Here is a 24,269-nt window from a genome sequence, read left to right as displayed (position 1 = left end):
GCGCAACTGGTCACGATAGTCCGTTTTGATCGGTCACGATAGCCGTAATACGCACCATCCATAGATAATTACTTAAATAGGTGAGCTGGTAGGGCTCAAATGCACGTCCAACAGGGCTGTATAGCACGCCTTTGTTAAGGCTCCAGCCTTCCCAAGCTTTATGCACTAGTGAGTGGCCACCAAACAAACGCATCAGCCTGAAAGCTGCATACGGAATGCTGCTGGATCCATTCTCCCAGTTGCGTAAGGTTTTAGCTGTGACGTTTAACATTTGAGCTGCCTGCGCTACATCTAAACCAGCACGACGGCGGGCGACATAGAATATCTCTGGGTCGTTCCACCTGCGCTTAGTCTTCTTGGTTCGCATAGCAGTCTTGCAGGTGAGTAAATCCACCATGATTTTGTGAGAGGGTGCTTACGAGCGCCAAAAACCTTACCTTCACGGCAAAGTTTCTGTGCATAGCCTATAGGCAAGCCCAGTTGTTCAGCGAATTGTCTTAGAGGTAACCCGTTTTTTGAAATGCCGTCGAAATAGGGCTTAATCATAATTTCACCCCATGAACACGCTCATATTCAGCTTTTGTGTAAGACTTCACCCAAGCTTGCGTATGGTCTAATTGTTCAGCTTCTGTCATCTCTATATCAACTATTGCAGAAAACAGGTCTGTGAGCTTCTGTAGCGGTTTGGCTTTATTGAATTCATCTTCCCCGAATTCTTCAATGTCATGCAAAGCCATTCCAACCATTCTGTTTAGAAATCGGACTTGTCCCATAGTCATGGTCAAGGCGACTTTTTCAGAGTCGGGTGCCTCATTTTTTTTGTAACGCATGTTAAATCTCCTAAGGTTGTAAAATTGCGTTTAATCACAAATACAACCTGCGGAAAATTTTTCCTGCTACTACTCAAAAAAAGTGTGAGAGGGTTTTATTTTTAGGAGCGCGCAGCGCCCGATAAATAAAAAACAATCACACTAATTTTTAATTGTTAACCAATGTCTACGCTAGCTCTCAGTGACTTTACGTGTCCAGTTACACGTAAAGTAAGCGACATTTTTGTCGTTTTAACTGTCTTATTAACCTTCTTAAAAAGCCTTTTACGACTTCGTATAATGTATATTATGTAAAATTATACAATATACATATTTTACATAAATATCAGTCACTACAGCTGTAGTGACTGACCTCTCACATCTAATTAAATTTATTCTTAATTAGATGATCTACACTCAATTTACCTGCGCCGCCAAATAGTAAAGGCAAAAACATGACTAGATAAATGAGCGGTAATTTGTAGTTACCAAAACCATCACCATCTTCGTCAACAATTCTATAACCTTTAAGTAGCTCGCTTAAGCTATTGACATGTTCAGGCCAATGCACAGCTGAGATTGCAACCATAGTGAGTATCATCAATGAGATGGAGAAAAATCTAGTAGCAAAGCCAAATGCTAATGCAAACGCGCCTGTGATCTCGAAAAACGTTGATATTCCCCAACTTATATCTGGCGGTAAAAGATTGAATGGGAATGGAAAAGTTAAGTCTGCAAACCAATTTGTACCATGTAGTTTTTCAAAGCCTGATTCGCCAAACTCCCAAGCCAATAACAATCTTAAAAATAATTGGGGTACACTTTCTGATAGGCTATTTAGTTGGTTGATACAAGCTTTAAATAGATTTAAACCGCTGGTGATTAAGTTTGTTGTAGTCATTTTAAGTCCCTTTTTAATGTTTATTTGTTTCTACAAACATTAGTCGTGGTAAACCAAAATGACTTACAAAAAATTAAAACTAAAGGCTATTTATTTGAACCTTGCTGTTTACTTTGGCAGCTTTTATATATTTATAATAGATTCTAATTCCAAATAAAATCATTAATATACAAGCATATAGAAGTGGTTCTCGAATATCTTTCTTAACTAGCCACCAGAAATGTACTATCGCTAAGATTGCTATTAAATAGACCAATTGATGCAGTTGTTTCCAGCGCTCACGTAAGCGTTTCATCATGTTATTAGTAGATGTTAAGGCTAATGGCACACTTAAAATGAATGCTGCAAAGCCAACGAGAATGCGAGGATGCTTGGAAATGTCTTTCGTTATGTCTAACCAGTCGAATGCAAAGTCCAGCCATACATAAGTAACTATATGTAAGCACACATAAAAAAACATAAACAAACCTAACATGCGCCGCATTTGTATTTGCCACGCACGTCCTGTGAGCAGGCGAACTGGTGTTAATGTAAGCGTCGCCAACAAAATAAATAGCGCCCAAAAACCAGTTGAGCGCTCGATAAACTCGATTGGATTAGCGCTTAAATTATCCGCAATACCGAGCCAAACTAAACGCACTAATGGAATAAGACATACGACAAATACAAAAATCTTAATCCATGTTATTTGTTTTTTAGTAGGGTTGTTTTTTAGAAAAGCTAGCATGATGTTTACCTTAAAAGTATTTACGTAAATCCATACCCGCGTACATCTGCCCTACTTGCTCCGTATATCCATTAAACATCTGTGTTTTAATGCGTCCAGCAAACAAGCCGCCGCCAATCCGTTTTTCAGAGGACTGCGTCCAGCGTGGATGCTCAACATTCGGGTTCACATTGGCATAAAAACCATACTCATTTGGCCCTGCTTTCATCCAGCTTGATACTGGCATTTTTTCAACGAAACGAATCTTAACAATCGCTTTAGCGCCCTTAAAGCCATATTTCCATGGGGTGACTAAGCGCATTGGTGCGCCATTTTGATTGGGTAATTGTTCACCATATAGGCCGACTGCCATAATGGTAAGTGGATTCATCGCTTCATCCATGCGTAAGCCTTCTACATAAGGCCAATCAAGTACTTGCAGATTCTGGCCAGGCATTTGCTGCCTATCTGCTAAAGAGATAAATTCTACGTATTTTGCATTGGAGTTTGGTTCTGCCCACTTAATTAATTGTGCTAAAGGTAAGCCTATCCATGGAATCACCATAGACCAACCTTCTACACAACGCATGCGGTAGATGCGCTCTTCTAATGGTGCTAGCTTGTAAATATCTTCAATGCTTATTGTTTTATTTTTTTTAACTTCGCCTTCAATGCTCACTGTCCAAGGATAGGGTTTGAATAATTTTGAATTAATTGCAGGCTCGTTTTTATCTGTACCAAATTCGTAATAGTTATTATAAGTTGTGACATCTTCATAAGCGGTGAGCTTTTCACCTTCGCCATAGGCGGTTTTGGTGTAACCAGAGATTTTTTGACGAGATCCAAAAGATGACGGTTTAATAATAGCTGGGGCGTTGGCACGCCCTATTAACCTACCTGCACCTTCTGTGGTTCCTGAGCTTACTGTTGCGGCTTTAATAGGATTGCTTAATAAGCCTACTGCAGCACCAGCAATTAAACCAAAGCCCGCTTTTTGTATGAATTCACGACGATTATCAAATACTGATTTAGGCGTGATTTCAGATGGAGTAATGTCAGATTTTCTTTGAATAATCATGGCGGCTCTCAATTAAAGGTGTAATTAAAAAGATTGATGAGATGTTACTGTTGCCTATTAGTCGCCCCTAAATAGATTTCCTTACAAATTATTTAACTGATTTCACTTCAAAACTTACAATTAAAACAAACCAGCAGTTTCTTGATCAATCTCCGCATCCAGTGCTTTGTCGTTAGTGTTTTTAGCAATATATTTTGCGTTCTCAACCAACCTTTTAGCTGTTGCAATATCACCTTTAGCAGCCTTAACTTGCGCTAATACATAGCTGCCTTGTGCTTCATAGTACGCCCCACCTTGTTCTTTCGCGAATTTAATGATTTTATTCAATATATTTTCAGCGCTGGGGTAGTTTTTGGTAACTACATAATATCGACCTAGCTCAACGCTAGAGTGGGCGTATTGGTCTAAAGTTCCAGCGGTGTCATGCATTAAATAGGCTTTGAGTTGGTATTCAACAGCCAAATCATTTTGATTCAATTTATGATGTGTTGATGCTACTTTTTCGTAACTTTCTCCGCGCTCATTGTCATTTGCGGCAAGTTTGGTTGCTGCCATATACTCAGGTAGAGCTTGAGCATACTGCTTACTTTCAAAATAAACATCTCCCAATTCATTGTGCGCCACGCGTTCAAATGCCTGATTATTGGCGGCTTTCGCATTTTCTAGCATTTGCTGAAAACTCGTTATCGCTAAATCATCTTGCTTTAGCGCATGATAACTACGGCCCATCAGCAAGGTCGCAATGGTTTTATCAAAGGCATCAGTTGATAGGGTATTCGCTTGTTTAAAAGACGATAATGCTGAGTCAAATTTAGTTGTTACCATCAAGGCGCGCCCTTGGCAAATATAGGCCTCGGTCTCTTTATTATTGTTGATTAACGCTTTCTCGGCTTGCTTCAATGCTACTACAGCATCCCCTTTATCTAAGGCTGTTTTACACGCTATAGCTTCAGGACTAGCCGCATAAACATTATTTAAAAACAATATGATAAAAATTGAACTTAAAGTAATTTGTAATTTCATTTTTGTCTATCTTTCTTATTAATACAGATTTTATCAAGCAGCTTCACATCAGTTATAAATAGATTGCCCAGTCATGAAGTTCATCGCTTTTAGCAAAAAAACTAGGGTTCAGTAAAGAGTCTTTGGTGTTGTAAAGCAATGTCTGATTAGACATATCCACTATATCGCCGCCTGCTTCTTGCAATACACAATGCGCCGCTGCCGTATCCCATTCCGAGGTAGGGCCCAATCTTGGGTAGACGTCCGCCAAACCTTCTGCCACCAAGCAGATTTTTAGAGAGCTACCCATGCTGATTAGTTCAGGTGTCGAACCAGCAGCACTTTCTAAGTGACGCATGAATTGCTGCATTTTCTCATTGGAGTGAGAGCGACTACCAGCCACAGTTGGCCGTTTTAGATCTAAGTCGCGTGTATGAATCTTTTGAGGACTATTTTTAGAGTCGTTTACATTCAGTTGTTTATAAGCGCCGTAACCATGACTGGCGTAATACAATAAACCGGTCACTGGCGCATATACGACACCAAGTACAGGCTGATGCTGATTGATTAAAGCAATGTTAACTGTAAACTCACCATTCCTTTTAACGAACTCACGCGTGCCATCTAATGGGTCTATCAGCCAGTATTGTTGCCATTGGCTACGGGTTTCAAAACCTATGCTATCAGACTCTTCAGAAAGGATAGCAATATCTGGCGTGAGTTTGCTTAATGCCTGAACAATCACTTGGTGTGCGGCCAAATCAGCCTGAGTAAGCGGTGAGCTGTCCTCTTTTTTCACAACATTAAAGTCGGTTGAATATACTTGCATGATGGCGTCGCCAGCAGCTTTGGCGATAATGATGACTTGCTCAAGATATTGGTGATAACTCATTAAAAACCTTAAGCCAGCAGAGCCAGCAAACCAGCCTCATCGAGTATGACTAAGCTAAGCTCCTGCGCTTTATCTAGCTTACTGCCTGCATCGCTGCCTGCAATGACAAAGTCTGTTTTTTTAGACACGCTACCACTTACCTTACCGCCCTTCGCCTCAATCATCTCCTTAGCGTCATCTCGCGATAAAGTGGGTAAGGTGCCAGTGAGCACAAATGTCTTACCAAGCAAATGTCCTGTAGCCAACTGCTTGCCTTCGGTTTCAGGCCATGTGATACCCGCTAGCTGAAGTGCTTGAATAACGTCCTGATTATGCTGTTCACCAAGAAAGTTGCTAATAGATTCAGCTACCACTGGCCCAACATCATTTACCGCTAGTAACGCCGTAGTGTCAGCTTGCATTAGCGCAGATAAATTACCAAAGTGTTTGGCCAAGTCTTTAGCAGTTGCTTCGCCAACGTTGCGCATACCAAGCGCATAGATAAAGCGTGCTAACGTGGTTGTTTTACTGTGATCCAGCGCATCTAATATATTTTGCGCAGATTTAGTCGCCATACGATCTAAGTTGCTTAATGACTCTAAATTTAGTTGATAAATATCAGCCAGAGTATGCACTAAACTCGCTTCGACTAGCTGATCAACCAACTTCTCGCCCAGACCTTCAATGTCCATTGCACGCCGTGATGCAAAATGCGTAATCGCTTGTTTACGTTGTGCGGGACAGAATAATCCACCCGTACAACGCGCCACAGCTTCATCCGCTTGCTTTAAAATATGCGAGCCGCATTCTGGGCAAACTAAAGGCATTTCAAATCGGCGCGCATCCACAGGACGCCTTTCCAGTACTACACTAACCACTTCTGGAATAACATCCCCTGCCCTGCGCACGCTGACGGTATCGCCAATATGCACATCTTTACGTCGTACTTCATCTTCGTTATGCAATGTAGCATTGGTAACAGTTACCCCGCCAACAAACACTGGCGCTAACCTTGCCACGGGCGTAATAGCGCCAGTACGACCTACTTGCACATTAATATCTTCAACAATGGTTAATGCCTCTTGCGCAGGAAACTTATGTGCAATAGCCCAGCGTGGCGCGCGCGAAACAAAACCAAGTTCATTTTGCTGATTGAATTGATTGACTTTATAGACTACGCCATCAATATCAAAGGGTAATTTATCACGTAGCTGCCCAATCTTTTGATAATAACCACGTAAACCAGATACTCCCATCACCAATTGCCGCACTTCGCTAACAGGAAAATACAAACTCGCTAGATAATCCATCGCCATGCTATGGCTACTTAAGGCTGGAACTCCGTCTGCCACACCTAAGCCGTAAGCAAAAAAACTTAGTGGGCGTGTTGCGGTGATCTTTGCATCTAATTGGCGCAAACTGCCAGCTGCGGCATTTCGAGGGTTGGCAAACAACTTTTCACCTTTGGCCAACTGCGCTTGATTTAAGTTTTCAAAGTCGCTCTTAAACATCAACACTTCACCACGCACCTCTAGTAATTTAGGCGCTTGCGCACAATTAAGCCGCATTGGGATTGAATGCAGTGTGCGTAAATTATGGGTGACATCTTCACCAGTATAGCCATCGCCACGGGTTGCGCCTTGTGTAAAGATGCCATTTTCATAAGTTAATGTAATAGCTAAGCCGTCAAACTTTGGCTCAACTGCATATTCAACTTGCGCTTGCCCTAATGCTTCGCGGATGCGCTTATCAAATGCTTCTAATTCACTTTCTTCAAACGCATTATTGAGTGACAGCATGGCTTGCCTGTGCGTAATGCTATTAAAGGCATTGGCTGCGGAACCGCTTACACGTTGCGTTGGTGAGTCTATTGTAATTAAATCCGGGTGCTCTTGTTCTATACACTGCAACTCGCGGTAGACACGGTCGTATTCGCTATCAGGAACAGATGGAGCATCCAATACATAGTATTCGTGGTCATATTGGGCTATCAGTTGCCGTAATTGTTGGCAGCGTAATGGCAAATCAGACTGCCCTGAACTTGCAAATAGGTCTGGCTGCGCCATGGGATCTAACATAGGCTGTCTAACATGTGATGACCAAAATATTTAAAGTTAATTACAAAGATTAAAGACGTAACGCGTTAAGAGAATAATCTATGCGCGCTATCTGAGCCTGGGACGATACCACGTACCAACATGGTGGCTTGCAACACCTTAATCTGCTGGCGAATCTTCTCAACTTGAATATCACCCAACAATTTATTGTTACTATCTACCAATGTTGCGTTTAGGCCTATTTCCATTTGTCGCGCCACTTGTACCATCTGGTTGAAGGTTTCAGCTGACTGTTTAACATGTGGAATATCTAATTGAAAAGTAATGCCTTTTACCACGGATGACCTGAGCATTTCTGGGCTAAACGGATGGTCTTCACGATTAAACATCACAAAAGATGGAGGTTGCTTGTTAGCGAGTTCATCAGATGATTGATCAAAGTATTTAAATGCGCCATCTGATGCAAGTGTCAAACCTTGCGCCTCAGCCAAGCCACGTAACTTGGTGCCAGTAAATGCACCACTATCACCATGCACTAGATGAAAACCAATCGTTTTATCTACTTCTATACAAAATAAATCTAAAGAATTTGCCGTATTGAGAGCATCTCCTGCATTTTGCCACTCTACATGACCATTAATATCTAAACCCAACGTTTCAACCGCTAATTGAAAGCGATTTAAAGTGCTACGATCCACGGCTCCACCGCGGTCGGCAAGCTGCATGCTACAGGCTACTTTTGAAACCAGTCTGTTCAAAGCTTCTTGATTAGATTGCATTTCTTTTAATAAATGCCATTGTTTGTTGGCGTCTAAAACATGCACAAAAATTGGTTTATCAAAGTGATCAAATAATGAAGTCAAAGCCTGATTTAATGTACTAACAGGCGTATCTGTAGACAAATATAATAAAGCCGTTAAATCCATTTGCCCATGTAGCATTTCTGGCAAACTGAATGAAGTTTCTATTGGTAAAGGATTTTTTGCTTGTTGATTTTTTTCAACTGGATTTTCGATTGGTTCTTGATGCGTTAACGTTTGGTTAAACACAGCTTTGGAGTCACTAATTCGAGCACTCTCAACCTCTGCTAATTGCGCTTGTTGATGATAATCTTGTGAAACTAGCCTATCCAACTTTGAATTGATGAGCTCACTATAAGTATCATCAATTGACTCTTCTTCTTGCATCAGCAGTTCTGCTGCATTTTCATTTGGTAACTCTACAAATCTATCAGACTCTTCATCGTTTGTTTGTAATTGCGGCTTGCCAACTGTAGTGGCTTCATCGATAGAGAAGTGGCTATTAGCCCTATTATCTAGAGTATTGCTTGAAGAGTTATCAAATGCATTAGTGTGAAATTTTGGTTCATTTAAACTGCGCACATCAAAATTTGGTTCATGAGCACTAGGCTCAAAATTGGTATTGTCTAAATCATCTTCATTGTTGTCATCTAACAAAGCATCTCTTTGCAAGGGTGAAAAGCTCTTTTCCACTTGATTGTGAAATCGTTTTTCCTGCCACCAATTAATAATAAGCACTGCTAGAATAATCAGCGCACCTATGGCGATTAAGGCTATTTGTAATTCACTCATTTACATTTAACTTTCAAAATTGCTCTCATCATCATTGCTTTCCATAACGCTTTTAAAACGATAACTTTATTAAACTACGGCTTCTTCGATCATACGAACTGCAGCTTCCATATCCACATCCACAATACGTGAAACACCAGACTCTTGCATAGTAACACCTATCAATTGCTGCGCCATTTCCATGGTTATTTTATTATGACTTACGTATAAAAATTGTGTTTTCTCAGACATTTTTTTCACCATTGTGCAAAAACGCTCAGTATTGCTGTCATCCAAAGGCGCATCCACCTCATCCATCAAGCAAAATGGTGCTGGATTTAATCTAAACAAAGCAAATACCAAAGCTAATGCGGTAAGTGCTTTTTCCCCGCCAGATAACAAATGTATCGTGCTGTTTTTCTTACCAGGTGGTTGTGCAAAAACCTGCATGCCTGTATCTAATATCTCTTCACCTAACAGCTCTAATCTAGCTTGCCCACCACCAAACAAGGTAGTGAACAACTCCATAAAGTGGCGGTTAGCTTCATCAAACGTGGCTTGCAAGCGCCCTCTAGTTTCTTTGTCTATCTTGCGAATAGCCTCTTCTAATGTTTCGCTAGCATCGGTTAAGTCTTTACATTGACTATCCAAATATTGTTTACGTGTTTGTTCGGTTTCTAGTTCTTGAATAGCCGCTAGATTTACCGCGCCTAACTCTTCTATATCAAGAGAGAGTCTATCGCGTTTGCTTTCTAAATCAATCACTTTGAGCTTATTCTCACCACCATTTGCCGTTAGATGCTCAGTGAGTTCAGTTTCGCTCAATTGCGATGCTGATAACTCAGCCTGACATTGTTCAAAATACAAACGTGCTTCTTGCTCGCTTAGCCGACTTGCTTCCCGCTTATCTCGCAATGGATGCAACAATTGTTCGTTCTGCATGCGCATGCGCTCTTGCTGTTGCAAAGCCTGTTCACAATCACTCATTTGGTTCCGTGCATTGGTCAAAGTGAGCTCTTGCTGTTGTTTATTGTTAATCGCGGTTTCTAAATTAGCTTTTAATGCTTCCATTTTGGTGGCGGCTAATGTTGTTTCTACTTCATTGCAGCGTAATTTAAGACTTGAATTTTCCTCAAGTAAATAATTAATTTTATTATTTAATTCATTGATATTATTATTATTTAATTTAATATTAAAAGACTTTTCTTGATGCGAACGCTCCAACACTTGCAATTGATTTCGTGCTTCATTAAATGCCAACTCTGCTTGCTGCCTATTTTTATCAGCTAAGTCTTTTTCATGCTGTAACTGTTGAAGGCCATGTGAAATCTCAGCCACTAACTGCTCTTTCAATGTGGTTTCTGTTTTAAGTTTAAGTAATTTCTCATTCGCCAATGCGTTATCTGCTAGCAAGGTTTTTTCTCGCTGCAAAGCATTCGATTGCTGTTGTTTGAGCTGTTGTAGCGCCAAGCTTAATTGATGCGCCTGCTGCGTCACTGTTTTTAATTGCAAGTTGCGTGTTTGATGTTCATGGCGCAAGGTTTGCAATTGCTGCTCCAGTTCACTGACTTGATTACCAGCAAGCACTAAATTCCCTTGTAAATCTGGCAACCTTTTTACCAGTGCATCAAGTTGAGCCTGTCTTTCCAGCACACCGTGCAACATAGATTGTGCGCCAAAGTAGCTCACACTTTGCGTGGTATATATGTCACCTTGTTTGTTCACCAAGTACTCACCGTAAGCCAAGGTTTTACGCGAAACATTAATATCCACCCCATCCTCAAGCACATATGCATCTGCCAGCCAATCTTGCAGCACGGCTTGCAAGTCTGGTGTAATTCTTTCTATCAATGAATATAGTGTAGTTTGGTGCAGGTTAGCGGCAACATTGCCCGCAGTGACTAAATCAGACGTGATAGCTAAACTTAGCGCACTAGGTGGTCTATTCACTGGTAGCTTAGTAGCCATATTAACTTCAGAAGCAGTAAGCGCATTTAACCTTGCGCCCAAAGCCGACTCCAGAGCGGTTTCCCAGCCTGACTTAATACTAATTTTTTGCCAAATACGCGCATTATTATCTAGCCCAGCATTTTTTAGCCAGCTTGATAGCGCTGCCTCATTATTACCATTACGCATAGTTTGCTGAATTTTATTTAAAGAACCTATCTCAGCTTCTAATAAATTTAACTCTCGCTGTTGCGCTAAATGAGCATCTCGACTTGCTTTAAGTGATAGATTAAGCGATTGCTCATTTTGTAATACATCAGCCGCATGCTTTTCTAAGCTAGCAATCTCGGCTTCAGCTTTAGCCAGTTGCGATTCTTTCTCCACTAACACTTCATCCGAAGGAAATTGAATGCTATTCAAACTCTGCTGCAAGCGCTGCAACTGCCCGTTTGTTTCGGTTACGGTGCGCGCAATATGCCCAATATTAGCCTGCTCTAATTTTAAGCGCTGCTCAGCGTGAGTTAGTGCTGTTTGGCTAGCGTTAAAGGTCGTCAATGCTTGTTGATAGAGCTCAGATAAAGCTGGAACAGCCTCACGCGCTTCTTTTACTACTAATTCAGCCGCTGAAAAATCTGTATTCGCTAATTGCAATTCATTATTAGCGCTTAATAAATTTTCTTGGAAATTACTTCGCTGCGTGATGTTTTTCTCTAATTGAGTATTGATTTGCTGTAACTGTAACTGCATGCGCTCACGTGCATCAGCGGTATTTTTCACTTGATTTTCAAGATTCGAAACCTCTGCATTCGCTTCATAATACTTAGCCTGTGCCTGATTAACGGCCTCAGTTGCAGTAAAATTTTGCTGCCTAGCTATTTCCAACGCACTTTCATTGCTTCTCAAGCTAGCCATTTGCGCTTCAAGCTCATTCACTAGCTTTTCTACCTGACGCTGAGCTTTCTCCCATTGTGCGCTGGCGTCACGTTTTTTAAGCAGCCATACCTGACCTTTAGTAATAGTTAAAGCTGCTTGTAAACGATGATATTCCGTTGCAACAACTGCCTGAGACTGCAAGCGTGCTATTTGCTTATCCAACTCACGCAGAATATCTTCCACTCTAGTGAGATTCTCGCGCGTGTCACGCAAACGTAGCTCGGTTTCGCGACGGCGTTCCTTATATTTACTAATACCAGCTGCTTCCTCTAAGAAAATACGCAACTCTTCTGGCTTAGCTTCAACAATACGATTAATCGTATTTTGACCAATAATGGCGTAAGCTCGACCACCCAAACCTGTACCTAAAAATAAATCAGCCACATCGCGACGGCGCACAACAGTATTATTAATATAGTAAGTGGAACCTTTATCACGCTCAATCACGCGCTTAACGGAAATCTCCGCGTACTGGCTCCATTCGCCCGTCGCACCGCCCAAGCTGTTATCAAATATTAGCTCCACGCTGGCGCGTGAAATTGGTTTACGATTACCAGACCCGTTAAAAATAACGGCATCCATGCTGTCGCCACGCATTTCTTTAGCTGAAGACTCACCTAGTACCCAACGCACAGACTCCATCACGTTAGACTTACCGCAACCATTAGGCCCAACTACGCCCACGCGCTGACCATGGATATGCAACGTTGTTGGGTCAACAAACGATTTAAAGCCAGCCAGTTTTAAGTGAGTTAAACGCAAATTGAATAGAAATTAGTTAAGCTAAATTTTTGTAGAATTTTATAAGCTAGTATAATAACTTTTTTTAAGCAAAAACACCCCAAAAACACCATATGACTACACAATCAATCGGCGGCAAACCAACCGCACAACCCACTAAAACATTAGAAACGTTTGAAAATCCAAATCAGGCGCGTGACTTTCATATCCATATGGAAATTCCAGAGTTCACTTGTCTTTGTCCAAAAACAGGTCAACCAGATTTTGCCGTTATTTATTTAGACTACATACCAGACCAAACCTGCGTTGAATTAAAAAGCTTAAAGCTATATATGTGGTCTTTCCGTGATGAAGGCTGTTTTCATGAAGCCGTGACCAATATGATATTAGATGACCTAGTTGCAGCCACTCAACCAAAATTCATGCGTGTCACTGCAAAGTTCTATGTGCGAGGCGGAGTATTTACCAATGTAGTTGCTGAGCATCGCAAAACTGGTTGGCAACCACTACCTCGTGTTGAACTCACCCAATTTGAGAGTCAATCGAATATTCGCGGCTAGTTTTAAAGTACTAGTTTTTAAATGTAACTGTGAAATAAATTCGCAACAATTCAAAAATGCTGGTGAAAGTCATTGACAATAGTTCACACCATCATTAATATGGCGCCTCGCTGATGACGCAAGTAAATCAACAGCGAAATGGATGTAGATTTGGGGGTATAGCTCAGCTGGGAGAGCGCTTGCATGGCATGCAAGAGGTCAGCGGTTCGATCCCGCTTATCTCCACCAAAATGCAAAAATTACTAAAATTCTGCTTAGATAATTATGTGTTTTGTAGTATGATGTTGCACTTGTAATACGGTACAGAAATTCTTAGGTCCCCATCGTCTAGAGGCCTAGGACACCTCCCTTTCACGGAGGCGACCGGGGTTCGAATCCCCGTGGGGACGCCAATACAACATTAAGTGGTTGATTCGCAAAAAATCACACGTAAATCTATAAGTTAATCTTCAAAGTCCTGCACTTTAGATATAAACCTGCCTACACAAACACATCTAGCATTATTCAATGGTACCTCCTACTTTCGTAGGCAAACTCCATAGGGATTTATTGCCACACAACCTCCCAACCTTGAAGTTACTCTTCCTAAATTCGGCTTTAATATTACATGAAGTTAGACTTGGTTAATTGGTCAATGCCAAATCCAGAAACTTCCAGCAACCGATGATCACAGTGCGCGGATTATCTTGTTCTGCAGAAAAAATCACTGGCATAAATAAGATAGGCCACTCAAATTAATGCAGTGCTGATTCCTCGATTGCAGGAGTAGTGTCCTAGCCTTTCTACGAAGCGGCAAAACCACAAAAATCTGTTGTTTATTTCGCATAGTGAGTAGTTCAGAAAAAATCGCAGCATATAGTTTTGCGTGGCGGGTAATAATGATGGGGCTTTCCTCGCGCTGATAGACATCGTTATAGTTTAGAGCATCTATAGAAAGGATGTAATAGTAGATGTAGGCATCTATACACGCGTGTGAAATGGAAAAACCCAGTATTTTATAACCTATTGATTTGGTTATAAAATACTGGGTTTAGTGTGCTTGGCGGAAGAGGTGAGATTCGAACTCACGGTGGGCTCGCACCCACGACAGTTTTCAAGACTGTAGCATTAAACCGCTCTGCCACTCTTCCTTCATTTCCGCATCAATTTCAGCGAAAGCAGGATTATAGCAAAGAATTTGTAATATGGAAGCCTCAATCGTCAATAATATTTTGTCCAAGGAAAAACACTTCCGTATAGCCAAAATCTTTTAGATTTTTAATGCGCATTGGATATAGTACGCCATCCAAGTGGTCACATTCGTGTTGCACTACGCGCGCATGAAACCCGCTTACTAATCGATCAATAGGATTTCCGTATTGATCGAAGCCTGCGTAATGTAAGCGTAGATAGCGTGGCACTATGCCTCGCATGCCTGGCACTGACAAGCACCCTTCCCAACCATCTTCCACATCGTCACTTATTGGTGTAATCACGGGATTAATGAGTACGGTGTATGGCACTGCATCAGCGTCTGGGTAACGTGAATTTTTACTTTCATCAGTAGATTTTTGGCCAAAAATAACTACACGTAAGCTTTCGCCAATTTGCGGTGCGGCAATGCCCGCGCCACTCATTGCCTGCATGGTATCTTCTAAATCTTGAATCAAACTATGTAGCTCAGGCGTATCAAATTTTTCAACTGGAGCTGCTTTAAGTAGCAAACACGGTTCACCCATGCGTAACACTGGTTTAACTGCCATCTTGTTTAACTATCCTTTTGTTTAACTCTTATTGTGATTAAACCCGTTTTGTTTAACTAGCTGCGCAATAATGTTACGCACTCGCACCATGGTTTGATTTAAATTCTCAACTAACTCTTCGTATTGAATACCGTGCAGACTATCGCCACGCCCTGCTGCGTGGTTAGCTACAGGACAAATGGCTGCATAGCTGATGCCTAGCTCTCGAGAGAGGGCAGCTTCTGGCATGCCCGTCATACCGACCATTGTGGCGCCGTCGCGCTCAAGTCGATTGATTTCAGCAGCAGTTTCCAGCCTCGGGCCTTGCATGGCTGCATACACACCAGTGGTGACTAAAGGCTCGCCAATCGTCTTGGCTGCTTGCTCCCATTTTGAACGCAAGTCTGGACAATACGGCTCTGTAAAATCAATATGTTTGACTGGCAAATCAATACCATCAAAATATGTATTTTTTCTGCCATGCGTATAGTCAATAATTTGGTGGGGCATTGCAATAACACCTGGCGCTAAGTCTTTATGAATACCGCCCACCGTGGCTACAGCGGCAATTTCAGTAACACCCTGTAAATGTAGTGCTGAAATATTCGCCCGATAATTAACTTCATGCGGAGGAATGGTGTGTCCGTTACCATGGCGCGCTAAAAACACCACTTCACGACCTTCAATTTTGCCAAATATGAGTGGCTGTGAAGGCTCGCCATAGGGTGTGCGTACAATCAAACGTCTTGTGATTTCTAAATTATCTAACTGAGTTAAACCTGTACCGCCAATAATTGCTAACATTACTTACAACCTATCTATGTGTATATTTACCACTATGGCATGAGAAAACGTTGGTTGGCAAGTCCGAGAGGCTTTCAATTACCTTATATAACTTCAGCGAGGATAGTTAATTACAATTAAAAATATATGATTAAAACGTTAAGCCTTAACGGTAAACGATTTTAAAGTAGTGAAAACTTCCGCTTGAATTAACCATTCTCCATTCTGCTGCATTTGCCATTTTGCTGAATAAACTCCACCCACCAAAACAACTCTTTGATTTAGAGAGTATTTTCCCACCCAGCTTCCAAGCTCTTCAGCACATGCAAATTGCTTACGAACACTTAAACCTGTTGTTCGTCTTCTATAACAAACAATAGGGTCAGAATTAAATGATTCTGACCAGCGCCGATGCTGTTCTTGTATTCCTCTTGACTGAACACCTCGTCCTGTCATCACAAAATAGTCTGGGGCAAAGAACCTACAAATTGCATCTACATCTCGATGCAAAATAGCGTGGTTATAACGTCTTCTTGCCTTGCAAATTTCGTGTTGGGGATCTAGATTTTTCAATTGATTAACGTCCAGCCGACTTGGTCTATTTTTTTCTATGTGCCCAAACGGCTGCTTCTAGCCGACTGGTTAACTTTAGCTTACTCAGCAAATGTTTGATGTGTACTTTAACGGTTGTGTCACTGATGCCCAAAGAACGTGCAATAGTCTTATTGTTCAAGCCATTTGCCAAACACTCGAGTATTTCTCTTTCACGCTCAGTCAATGAAACTTCTTCCTCGCTTCGACTTAAAGACGGGCTAATTAGCGCGTTTTTAAGAATTTCTGTGAGGCTCTCATGTAAAACGGTAACGCCTGACATTGCCTTTTTTAAATTATCACAAAGGTCTTCTGGTTCCATATCTTTTAATAGATAGCCATCAGCACCTGCACGCAAAGCTTCAAGTAAATCCGCCTCAGCATCTGATACAGTTAGCACAATACATTTTGACTCTAGCTTCGCCTCTTTAATACGTGAGAGCGTTTCGATACCATTCATGCCCTTCATGTTTAAATCAATCAACGCTAAATCTGGCTTCAACTGCTCTGCCAATAACAAACCCTCAGCACCAGAAGCAGCCTCGCCAATGACAACGAACGCTGGATCTGCCGAGATCATTTGACTGACGCCCCGACGGAACAAGGCGTGATCATCGATAATGATGACAGATGTAGGTTTGGTCATATTGCTCTCCACTTATTTATGTTCACTTTTGTCTAAATTCATTTTTATTTACGCCTTAATTAATTACTAATCCACAGTGTTTATAGCTATTTTGGATGAAATAACAGCCTGACACGCGTCCCACCAAGGCGCCTGGGGAGAATGTCAATTTTCCCACCTAGGCAATGTGCACGTTCCGTCATAATCGCCAGGCCGTAGTGATGCGGTTTAGTCTTGTCAAACGCTACGCCGTTACCATCATCATCAATGGTTACTATCACGTCCCCGGAAGACTGTAAAACGAGTGCAATGGTGACTTTTTCTGCACCTGAATGTCGCACAATGTTTGATAATGCCTCTCGTACCACATGCAGTAAATGAAACTCTTCATTGACGCTCAGTCGACATTCTTGCAAACGATTATCAAGCGTAATATTCAAGCTCGATCGTTGGGAAAACTCTTCAATCGCTTCTTCCAGCACATGATCAAGCCCACGAACATCCATCTGCACTCTAAATGTAGTCAGTAACTCGCGCAATTCCCGATAGGCATTATCTAAGCCTTCACGCATGTCATTCACGATAGTTTCTGCGCCAGATTCAATCAATTGCGCGCTAAAATTAGTCTGCAAACGTGCAATTTGAAACTTCATATATGACAATGATTGTGCAAGTGAGTCATGCAGCTCTCTAGCAATCACTGCGCGTTCTTCTAATAATGCCACACGCCGACTTTCCTGCTCTTTGGCTTGGAATCCCATAGATAAAGCCAACATCTGAGCGGTCACTTCAAATAATTGTAATTCTGTATCTTCAAAATAATGATTTGCTTCTGTTTCTAATAATAATATCCCCAACCAACCATTAGGGCTTGGCAGAGGAATCGTGACGCATTGCACACACTCACCTTTAATTAACTTGGTTTCGTGATTGACCAAAATTTGATTATTACTTTCATCAAACATGCTCTCATCAAAAGTCAGTGGCCAATAGCTAGAGAATAGCGCGCGCTGCGCGGAGATTCTCGATCCTTTTTCACTAAAAACCAATGCTGCATTACTCACACCTAAAGTACGCTCAAGTGAATAAAGTGTCTTTTTAATTGTGAGCTCGCTTAATCCAGAGTTTCCAATCAATTTAGTGAGTTTTAACAAGAAATCCTGTGAAAGAATCATTTTCCGCATTTTTTCAGTGCTGGTTTTATTGATCCACTTAGTTTCAACCTGTATACCCTCAAGGCGGGCAGCCATTTCAGCAGTCAGCCTTTCAAGTAACTCAAACTCATCATCAAATTGCTTATTACCCTCACTTAAAATTAAACCATTGGGCACAGAAGCAATTATTTTGCCGAGTCGATTGACCAGAATATTCCATGACATCAACATAATGCAAGCGCCTATGCAAAACACCAGTATTAAGCAAACTAATTGAAGTAATGAAACTAAAGATTGCTTGATGACAATATCTTTTTCCGCAGCAGCAACAAAGTCGTCGTAAGCCTTAATAACGCCCTGCCCTTTATCAATCAATATGTCTTTTTCATCTCCATGTACTCTTGTATTTGCAAAATCTCTTCGCGCTGATAATAGTTTTTTGTATGCAATATCTAACTTTGTATCTTTTTGATTTTTAGCCCATGAATATAAAACATCTTCAAATTCACTTTGACTCTCATTTAATCGATTAAAAATTTCTTCCTTTTGATTAAAGTTGCTTTCGAGTTGGCTTACACCTAGTTTCCATGTTGATTGATCCTGATAGGCGCGATGAATGACGGAAAGATGATCTGGAATATAGTCAAACAAAAACAACGATCCCGCTTGCATCAATAAAACCGCCAAGACCATAGAAACAACTAATGCATGTAAATTCGCATAAAGCTTATGTTTGATTAAAGATTTGCGAATTAATCTAAGAATATTCAAAATATTTTGCATATTTACTCTGGTTCTTTTTATACTCTAATACTGTCATATTAAAGCTTCAAAATTGGGCATAACGTAATGAGTATATTTATTTTTTCTACGCTAATCATTGGCATTATTTTCTTTGTGATACTTGGTTCATGGTACAACATTCAAGGACCTTTTTTACTACATGTTGTCATGTTAATTTCAACGGCCGTTGCTATATTTTCTGCTGCACTTGTTATAGTTATTCAGCCCTTATTCACTTCGAAGAAATCACGTATCAATCAAAATCTGAATCAAGAAGCAGCTTGGGGACGTGAGGTTTCAAGTACCCTATCTTCACCAGCTGCCATGCTGGATGGCTATGTCGTAAAATTCATCAATACACCATTTCTCCAAATGCTAGGTATGGCCGATATGGCGGATCAAATTATCGGCATGCCCTTTACCAACTTGATACATCCTACAGACCATCAAAGCTTTGCTAACCTCAATGCTGAGGCTACAACAGGTAAAACTAACAATGACCCAACAAAAATTCGATTAATTTGCGCCGACGGCACAACCTTACCTTCAAATGCCAGCCTCACCCGTATGCGTGAAGATGGTCAAAACAGCCTTACTCTCTTTCAATTCACACCAATTTCTGCCACCAGCCCATTAACAAACGATTTTGAATCCCAATTTAATTACCATCTCATTATCGATAGATTAGAGGAAATCGTTTTTCAAATTAGTGCGGAAGGTAAAATAATTTTCCTTAATCCAGCATGGGAAAATTTACTCGAGCTCAAAGTTCATGACTGTCTAAATAAGTCACTTTTGGACTTTTTCCATCCCGAAGACAGACCTATGCTAGAGGCCAGACTAAATTCCTTAACACAAGGAAAAAGGCCCAACTGCACACTGGAAGCGCGCCTTCTCTCAGTACATGGCTACCCAAACTGGATTGTCATGCGCGCAAAAGCCACGTCCTCGTCTGCTGGTGAAAGAACTAGCGTAATAGGCACCATGACAAACATCCAAAACAATAAAGAGGCTGAAGCAAGCATATTAGCGAGTCGTCGAGCATCTAACTCTTTATTAAGTCATATTCCAGCCTTAGTCTATCGGGGTCGAAACGACCGTTTTTGGACATTTGAATATGTCAGCGACGGTTGTATAGACCTTACTGGTTATGACCCTCAAGATTTTCTTAATGGCAATAATCTTAATTTCAACTTAATCATTCACCCAGATGATAGGGCTGAAGTATGGGAATCAGTGAATCAGCAACTCGGACTAAGTGAAAAATTTAAACTCATTTACCGTATTGTCACCCGTAAAGGTGAAACCAAAGTCGTGCAAGAGTACGGTCGAGGCATCTTCTCTAGTACAGGTGAACTGTTAGCTCTGGAAGGTTTTATTACCGAAATTCCAGAGCAACAATATAAAGTGAAATCGCTACTTAATTAAAAGTTAACTAGATTAAAAGTTAGCCAGCGAAAACATTACTCTGGATGAGTTCCTAAATCCATAGCAGCACCGTCATCAAACTTAGAAAGCCACTCAACCATCATTGGGTGAAATTTAGTCATTCCTTTATATTCAATCAAATCTGGATGCATCGTTTTTTGAACGCGATGTAAGCGTTTTGCCCATCTTGGATAGCTGGAAAGCTCTTTTAAACTCATCAAGTAACACCGAATACTGAAAACAATGGCATTGCTGCGTGGCAATCTAAATAAAGATTGTAACTCCACGCGAAGATGTACTTTATCTGCAACGTTTTCAGGATTAACAGTATTTCGGTCGGTACCCCATAGTGGATAGTTCTCAGGTGAAGTGTCTAAACGTGGATTCACTGTCATTGTCCAATTAAGCCTGCGTACTGGACTGCCTAATTGTAGGTTGAGCAAATATTTAAGCGCTCTATCCATCACACCTAACTCGGTCGCGCGCGGCACTGGCGCATGCCATTCTCTCCATGACATTCCCACATCAAACGCTAAAGACCAGTCTGCCTGGCTCGTAACAAAACCGCCATCGGCATATAAAGTTTCATCGCGTTGGTCAAGTAACACAAAGTCACCTTGCACTTGTCGGCTCATAAATTCAAATGGATCCATTGGCATTGTTGAAGCATCACCAAATACAAAACTTTGCTTAATGTTTAATGGTTTGTTTTCCCATGTCCAATTTAAGCCATCTTTTATTAACGAAAAATGCTCAGGGTAATCATTTGATAGCGCTTCCATCGTCAGCTCAACAAAATCCCATTGCGCATCCATCATGTGCGGTAGAGTTTTGTATCTACCACGATCTAAGTCTAATGTAATCTGCTTATCTAAACATTCTCCAACATAGTGTTCATCTACGTCAAAAGGGAATTCGCATACAGTACCTTGCTTGCCTTTAATGTGTGGTTCAATGTTGACGGAATACATATACTGATCTTCTGCAAAGGGAAACGGAAAGCGTTTAATTGCATTCGGAGAGTTACTGTATTGATAGTCATTGCGAAATGTTTCTTGTTTAAATGCTAATGCCATTTTGTTCACCTTAATTTTATATTTTTAATATCAAGTGGTTTTAAACACTTAAGTCATTCAATCTCTGGTCAATCTGGCGTTAAAGATCTAAAACCAATCGGTCACATCTAGCGCGAGAAACGCAAGGCATAATCTTTTTACCAGAAGCTTTTTCGGCGTCAGTTAAAAAATGATCGTGATGTAAAAGCGCACCATCTGACTCAAGTACATTAACTTCACAACGGCCACAAACACCGCCTCGACATAAGTAATCAGCCTCAACACCAGCAGCCTCAATAGCTTCTAGCATGCTCATTTCTGCAGGCACGTGCACTTCAATATTAGATTTTGCCAGTTGGATTTTGAATGGCTCACCAATACCAGGTGAGAGGAACTGTTCACTATGAATATGATTTTCAGGCCAGCCCAAATTTCTGGCAGTTTCAATGACTGCCACGACCATAGGGTTTGGCCCACAAACGTATACATGGGTTCCTAAGGGTTGCTTGCTAAGTAAAGCAGTTAGGTCTAAACGTTCACCTTTACTATCAGCATAACAATGCAATTTATCATTGCAAATTGTCTTTAATTGCGTTGCAAATGCACCATGTTCGGGTGATCTAAATGCATAATGCAACTCGAAACTTGAATTCAAACGATTTAAATCAACCAATTGCGACATAAATGGCGTGATGCCAATACCACCTGCAATCAAGATATGTTTATGTGCTTTTTTTGCCAATGAGAAAAGGTTAACTGGATAAGTAATTTGCAGTGATGTGCCAACCTCAACACTCTCGTGCATAAACACTGAGCCGCCTCTAGACTGCTCTTGTTTGCGCACCGAAATATGGTAAGAGCCAGTATCTACTGGCGAGCCCATTAACGAATAAGGGTTGCGATGCACCCTTCCCGCTACATTCATAGAGACTACCACATGGCTTCCACCTGAAAATGCCGGGAATGGCGACCCATCCTGTTTAACAAAAGTGAAGTGTTTAACGAGTGGCGTTACCTGCTCAACGGCGGCAACTTTAATATCAATCATACTCATGGATATATTTCCTCTATATCTGGTAATTCACCTGGTGATTCAGCATCTATCATCAAGCCCATGTAGGCGCCTAGCTTGCGTGAAAAGTGGTCCCGAACGAAAAGCATGCGACCACAGCCGCTACATTCCCCAATATTGGTTGTGACGCCATGTGTTGTCGCTTTGCAATGTACGCAGTAGATTGGTCTTGCCAATGTGCCTGTCAGCTCTTTCATCATGCCAGCATCTTCAATGCCGAACTTATTTGCCACTTTTGCTACTGACCACATAAAGTCTTCAGAGCCAGCAATATAAAGCCGCATACCCATACACATGCCATGTAAGACGCTATCCAACTTAGCTAAAACCTCTTGCTCAGTTTCTAAGAGTTGCAAACCATCAGGTACTACTTTTATAAGCGTTTTAGAATAGTCGGCCTCAGCATGGGGCATATACAACACCGTGATTGCTTGCTTAGGATGCATTAACTGAAACAACTTCAACACCGCCATACCACCCTGACTTTGCGCTACGACTAAATGCGAAGTGGCTTTTTCATGCCACAATAATGAAGTGTAAACAGGCTTGCTTCTAATCCAATATCCACGTTCCATGATTAACCTTTCACCCTTTCTGGGTAGGTACGCAAGCGCATTGGATCGTAAAATGGCGTTTGTGCCACTCTTGCCTTGCAACTGGTAATTTTTCCCACTATTTCTACCTCAGTGCCAATGGCTGAATATTCAGGCTTGATATGCATCATCGCGATGGACTGCATTAAGTATTGGCTATAACTGCTGCTGGTGACCACACCAACTTCAATACCATTTTTCATGATTTTGGCGCCAGCTTCCACAGCAGTTGCACTTTGGCAAACAAGACCACCTTGTTTAACGCGCTCTTGACCTTTTGACTTTAATGCGGCCGCTTTACCTGTATATTCAGCCGCTTTATCAGAATCAATTGCCCAACCTAAACCCGCTTCCCAAGGCGTTGTGTCACCCTCTGGCATTTCAAATGGAAAGAACTGCAAAGCAGCTTCTACTCTAGTTAACTCCAGACAGTTCCAAGAGGCTGGCATGATGCCAAATGGCTTTCCAATCTCAAGAATTTTGTCCCAAATCGTGACTGTATTTTTTGCTGAACTGTATATTTCATAGCCGCGTTCTGCTGCATATCCACCACGGCCAATAATCACATGAATGCCAAATAAGGTGGTTTTCACAAAACCAAAATAGGGTAATTCTGACAATATAATGCCTACATGCGGCGTAAGAATTTCAAGAGATTTAGGACCTTGTAATGACAATACGTGCGTATCATCATCTTTTTGAACTTTAATGTTTTTGCCTGCAGATAACTTACTTAGATTGTCAGGTGTTTTACCACTTCCATGAGAAATTTTGAATTCATTGGCACCTAGACGAATAATCATAATATCGTCGCACAACTCCCCAGCTTCATTCATTTCCGCCGCGATAATGCCAGTGTTGACTTTAAGCTTGATGATATCTTTGGCAACCATAGCATTTAATACCGCCTCAGCATCAGTGCCAGTGACATCGACAAGATTTAGTGCTGAAACATCGAACAAAGCAGCGCGGCTACGCACCGCAATCGTTTCTTCATTTGGATCCGTGTGATAGCTCCAAGGAATAGCCATGTCGTTCCATTTGTCGCCATCTAAACTGGATCCAAGCGTCGCGTGTCTATCGTTAAGAATAGAATTTCGCATTATTTTCCTTACTTAATAAAATGAAATTGTTAAGAGATTGATTACACATTATCGGAATAGAAAATCAGAGAAAATTCTCTTGAAGGTGTACTACTTAAGAGGTACTGAATATTTAGGGATAGATTTTGAGGAAATTAATGAAAATGGCGTGTAGACTAGATCTTAGCCTCACGCCATTTGGAGAG

The 24,269-nt window shown here is 41.2% G+C and carries 21 protein-coding genes and 3 tRNA genes; 4 read left to right on the top strand and 20 right to left on the bottom strand.

Annotated elements, in window-relative coordinates; all coding sequences use genetic code 11:
* Positions 1 to 10 precede the first annotated feature (10 nt).
* The 10 genes from PSU78_RS13985 to smc all read right to left on the bottom strand — a co-directional run bounded on the left by PSU78_RS13985 (position 11) and on the right by smc (position 12,637).
* Positions 11 to 367, bottom strand: a complete 357-nt coding sequence (locus PSU78_RS13985; protein WP_300389030.1) for a VC1465 family Xer recombination activation factor — start codon at positions 365 to 367, stop codon at positions 11 to 13.
* A 175-nt stretch (positions 368 to 542) separates the two neighbouring features.
* Positions 543 to 830: a hypothetical protein gene (locus tag PSU78_RS13980; protein WP_300389028.1), complete on the bottom strand. Its 288-nt coding sequence runs from the start codon at positions 828 to 830 to the stop codon at positions 543 to 545.
* A 361-nt stretch (positions 831 to 1,191) separates the two neighbouring features.
* Complete coding sequence (locus PSU78_RS13975; RefSeq protein ID WP_300389026.1) at positions 1,192 to 1,710, bottom strand: DoxX family protein; 519 nt, start codon at positions 1,708 to 1,710, stop codon at positions 1,192 to 1,194.
* A 79-nt stretch (positions 1,711 to 1,789) separates the two neighbouring features.
* Positions 1,790 to 2,437, bottom strand: coding sequence for a sulfite oxidase heme-binding subunit YedZ (locus tag PSU78_RS13970; RefSeq protein ID WP_300389025.1), 648 nt, complete (start codon positions 2,435 to 2,437; stop codon positions 1,790 to 1,792).
* Between the two features lie 10 nt (positions 2,438 to 2,447).
* On the bottom strand, positions 2,448 to 3,494 hold the full coding sequence (msrP, locus tag PSU78_RS13965) for a protein-methionine-sulfoxide reductase catalytic subunit MsrP (protein WP_300389023.1): 1,047 nt from the start codon (positions 3,492 to 3,494) through the stop codon (positions 2,448 to 2,450).
* A 120-nt stretch (positions 3,495 to 3,614) separates the two neighbouring features.
* Positions 3,615 to 4,517 carry a lipopolysaccharide assembly protein LapB gene (locus PSU78_RS13960; protein WP_300389021.1) on the bottom strand — a complete coding sequence of 301 codons (903 nt, stop codon included), beginning with the start codon at positions 4,515 to 4,517 and terminating at the stop codon, positions 3,615 to 3,617.
* Positions 4,518 to 4,569: 52 nt separating this feature from the next.
* The gene (gene cysQ, locus PSU78_RS13955) at positions 4,570 to 5,388 is read right to left on the bottom strand and encodes a 3'(2'),5'-bisphosphate nucleotidase CysQ (RefSeq protein WP_300389019.1); all 819 of its coding nucleotides are present in this window, start codon (positions 5,386 to 5,388) and stop codon (positions 4,570 to 4,572) included.
* Positions 5,389 to 5,396: 8 nt separating this feature from the next.
* On the bottom strand, positions 5,397 to 7,445 hold the full coding sequence (gene ligA, locus PSU78_RS13950; RefSeq protein WP_300389017.1) for an NAD-dependent DNA ligase LigA: 2,049 nt from the start codon (positions 7,443 to 7,445) through the stop codon (positions 5,397 to 5,399).
* 65 nt (positions 7,446 to 7,510) lie between these two features.
* Entirely contained in the window at positions 7,511 to 9,016 is a 1,506-nt protein-coding gene (locus PSU78_RS13945; RefSeq protein WP_300389015.1) for a cell division protein ZipA C-terminal FtsZ-binding domain-containing protein, read from the bottom strand.
* Positions 9,017 to 9,085: 69 nt separating this feature from the next.
* Entirely contained in the window at positions 9,086 to 12,637 is a 3,552-nt protein-coding gene (gene smc / locus PSU78_RS13940; protein WP_300389013.1) for a chromosome segregation protein SMC, read from the bottom strand.
* A gap of 92 nt (positions 12,638 to 12,729) precedes the next feature.
* On the opposite strand from smc, the gene queF reads away from it, so the two are divergent.
* The 3 genes from queF to PSU78_RS13925 all read left to right on the top strand — a co-directional run bounded on the left by queF (position 12,730) and on the right by PSU78_RS13925 (position 13,568).
* Entirely contained in the window at positions 12,730 to 13,176 is a 447-nt protein-coding gene (queF, locus tag PSU78_RS13935) for a preQ(1) synthase (RefSeq protein ID WP_300389011.1), read from the top strand.
* A gap of 152 nt (positions 13,177 to 13,328) precedes the next feature.
* Positions 13,329 to 13,404: transfer RNA gene (locus PSU78_RS13930), tRNA-Ala, on the top strand.
* 88 nt (positions 13,405 to 13,492) lie between these two features.
* Positions 13,493 to 13,568 (top strand) — tRNA-Glu (locus PSU78_RS13925).
* Between the two features lie 648 nt (positions 13,569 to 14,216).
* Here PSU78_RS13925 and PSU78_RS13920 read toward each other — a convergent pair.
* The 6 genes from PSU78_RS13920 to PSU78_RS13895 all read right to left on the bottom strand — a co-directional run bounded on the left by PSU78_RS13920 (position 14,217) and on the right by PSU78_RS13895 (position 18,833).
* Positions 14,217 to 14,306, bottom strand: a tRNA-Ser gene (locus PSU78_RS13920).
* A gap of 63 nt (positions 14,307 to 14,369) precedes the next feature.
* The gene (gene def, locus PSU78_RS13915; RefSeq protein WP_300389009.1) at positions 14,370 to 14,918 is read right to left on the bottom strand and encodes a peptide deformylase; all 549 of its coding nucleotides are present in this window, start codon (positions 14,916 to 14,918) and stop codon (positions 14,370 to 14,372) included.
* Between the two features lie 21 nt (positions 14,919 to 14,939).
* Entirely contained in the window at positions 14,940 to 15,701 is a 762-nt protein-coding gene (locus PSU78_RS13910) for an S-methyl-5'-thioinosine phosphorylase (RefSeq protein ID WP_300389008.1), read from the bottom strand.
* A gap of 138 nt (positions 15,702 to 15,839) precedes the next feature.
* Positions 15,840 to 16,253 (bottom strand): nuclear transport factor 2 family protein, encoded by a 414-nt coding sequence (locus PSU78_RS13905; protein WP_300389007.1) that lies wholly within the window; start codon positions 16,251 to 16,253, stop codon positions 15,840 to 15,842.
* A 25-nt stretch (positions 16,254 to 16,278) separates the two neighbouring features.
* Positions 16,279 to 16,917, bottom strand: a complete 639-nt coding sequence (gene narL / locus PSU78_RS13900; protein ID WP_013148084.1) for a two-component system response regulator NarL — start codon at positions 16,915 to 16,917, stop codon at positions 16,279 to 16,281.
* An 86-nt stretch (positions 16,918 to 17,003) separates the two neighbouring features.
* Positions 17,004 to 18,833, bottom strand: coding sequence for a histidine kinase (locus tag PSU78_RS13895; protein ID WP_300389006.1), 1,830 nt, complete (start codon positions 18,831 to 18,833; stop codon positions 17,004 to 17,006).
* 66 nt (positions 18,834 to 18,899) lie between these two features.
* Here PSU78_RS13895 and PSU78_RS13890 point away from each other — a divergent pair, with 66 nt between their 5' ends.
* On the top strand, positions 18,900 to 20,261 hold the full coding sequence (locus PSU78_RS13890) for a PAS domain-containing protein (protein WP_300389005.1): 1,362 nt from the start codon (positions 18,900 to 18,902) through the stop codon (positions 20,259 to 20,261).
* A gap of 35 nt (positions 20,262 to 20,296) precedes the next feature.
* Here PSU78_RS13890 and PSU78_RS13885 read toward each other — a convergent pair whose 3' ends face one another.
* From PSU78_RS13885 to PSU78_RS13870, 4 genes are all read right to left on the bottom strand, one after another.
* Positions 20,297 to 21,337, bottom strand: coding sequence for a DUF3445 domain-containing protein (locus PSU78_RS13885; RefSeq protein ID WP_300389004.1), 1,041 nt, complete (start codon positions 21,335 to 21,337; stop codon positions 20,297 to 20,299).
* A 79-nt stretch (positions 21,338 to 21,416) separates the two neighbouring features.
* Complete coding sequence (locus PSU78_RS13880; protein ID WP_300389003.1) at positions 21,417 to 22,370, bottom strand: PDR/VanB family oxidoreductase; 954 nt, start codon at positions 22,368 to 22,370, stop codon at positions 21,417 to 21,419.
* Positions 22,367 to 22,963, bottom strand: coding sequence for a dimethylamine monooxygenase subunit DmmA family protein (locus PSU78_RS13875; RefSeq protein WP_300389001.1), 597 nt, complete (start codon positions 22,961 to 22,963; stop codon positions 22,367 to 22,369). The genes PSU78_RS13880 and PSU78_RS13875 overlap by 4 nt, the downstream gene beginning before the upstream one ends.
* A 2-nt stretch (positions 22,964 to 22,965) precedes the next feature.
* The gene (locus PSU78_RS13870) at positions 22,966 to 24,087 is read right to left on the bottom strand and encodes an aminomethyltransferase family protein (protein WP_300389034.1); all 1,122 of its coding nucleotides are present in this window, start codon (positions 24,085 to 24,087) and stop codon (positions 22,966 to 22,968) included.
* Positions 24,088 to 24,269 lie beyond the last annotated feature (182 nt).

This window comes from Methylotenera sp. (genome assembly GCF_029945705.1).
In the GTDB taxonomy this organism is placed as follows: Bacteria; Pseudomonadota; Gammaproteobacteria; order Burkholderiales; family Methylophilaceae; genus Methylotenera.
This window is presented reverse-complemented; position numbering and strand designations above follow the sequence as displayed.

Excerpts from the sequence above, each read along its gene's own strand:
- PSU78_RS13880 (WP_300389003.1), bottom strand. The coding sequence starts at position 22,370 with ATGAGTATGATTGATATTAAAGTTGCCGCCGTTGAGCAGGTAACGCCA.
- def (WP_300389009.1), bottom strand. The coding sequence starts at position 14,918 with ATGGCAGTTAAACCAGTGTTACGCATGGGTGAACCGTGTTTGCTACTT.
- narL (WP_013148084.1), bottom strand. The coding sequence starts at position 16,917 with ATGACCAAACCTACATCTGTCATCATTATCGATGATCACGCCTTGTTC.
- PSU78_RS13875 (WP_300389001.1), bottom strand. The coding sequence starts at position 22,963 with ATGGAACGTGGATATTGGATTAGAAGCAAGCCTGTTTACACTTCATTA.
- PSU78_RS13985 (WP_300389030.1), bottom strand. The coding sequence starts at position 367 with ATGCGAACCAAGAAGACTAAGCGCAGGTGGAACGACCCAGAGATATTC.
- PSU78_RS13980 (WP_300389028.1), bottom strand. The coding sequence starts at position 830 with ATGCGTTACAAAAAAAATGAGGCACCCGACTCTGAAAAAGTCGCCTTG.
- cysQ (WP_300389019.1), bottom strand. The coding sequence starts at position 5,388 with ATGAGTTATCACCAATATCTTGAGCAAGTCATCATTATCGCCAAAGCT.
- PSU78_RS13975 (WP_300389026.1), bottom strand. The coding sequence starts at position 1,710 with ATGACTACAACAAACTTAATCACCAGCGGTTTAAATCTATTTAAAGCT.
- PSU78_RS13960 (WP_300389021.1), bottom strand. The coding sequence starts at position 4,517 with ATGAAATTACAAATTACTTTAAGTTCAATTTTTATCATATTGTTTTTA.
- PSU78_RS13945 (WP_300389015.1), bottom strand. The coding sequence starts at position 9,016 with ATGAGTGAATTACAAATAGCCTTAATCGCCATAGGTGCGCTGATTATT.
- PSU78_RS13970 (WP_300389025.1), bottom strand. The coding sequence starts at position 2,437 with ATGCTAGCTTTTCTAAAAAACAACCCTACTAAAAAACAAATAACATGG.
- PSU78_RS13890 (WP_300389005.1), top strand. The coding sequence starts at position 18,900 with ATGAGTATATTTATTTTTTCTACGCTAATCATTGGCATTATTTTCTTT.
- msrP (WP_300389023.1), bottom strand. The coding sequence starts at position 3,494 with ATGATTATTCAAAGAAAATCTGACATTACTCCATCTGAAATCACGCCT.
- PSU78_RS13895 (WP_300389006.1), bottom strand. The coding sequence starts at position 18,833 with ATGCAAAATATTTTGAATATTCTTAGATTAATTCGCAAATCTTTAATC.
- queF (WP_300389011.1), top strand. The coding sequence starts at position 12,730 with ATGACTACACAATCAATCGGCGGCAAACCAACCGCACAACCCACTAAA.
- PSU78_RS13910 (WP_300389008.1), bottom strand. The coding sequence starts at position 15,701 with ATGTTAGCAATTATTGGCGGTACAGGTTTAACTCAGTTAGATAATTTA.
- PSU78_RS13885 (WP_300389004.1), bottom strand. The coding sequence starts at position 21,337 with ATGGCATTAGCATTTAAACAAGAAACATTTCGCAATGACTATCAATAC.
- ligA (WP_300389017.1), bottom strand. The coding sequence starts at position 7,445 with ATGTTAGATCCCATGGCGCAGCCAGACCTATTTGCAAGTTCAGGGCAG.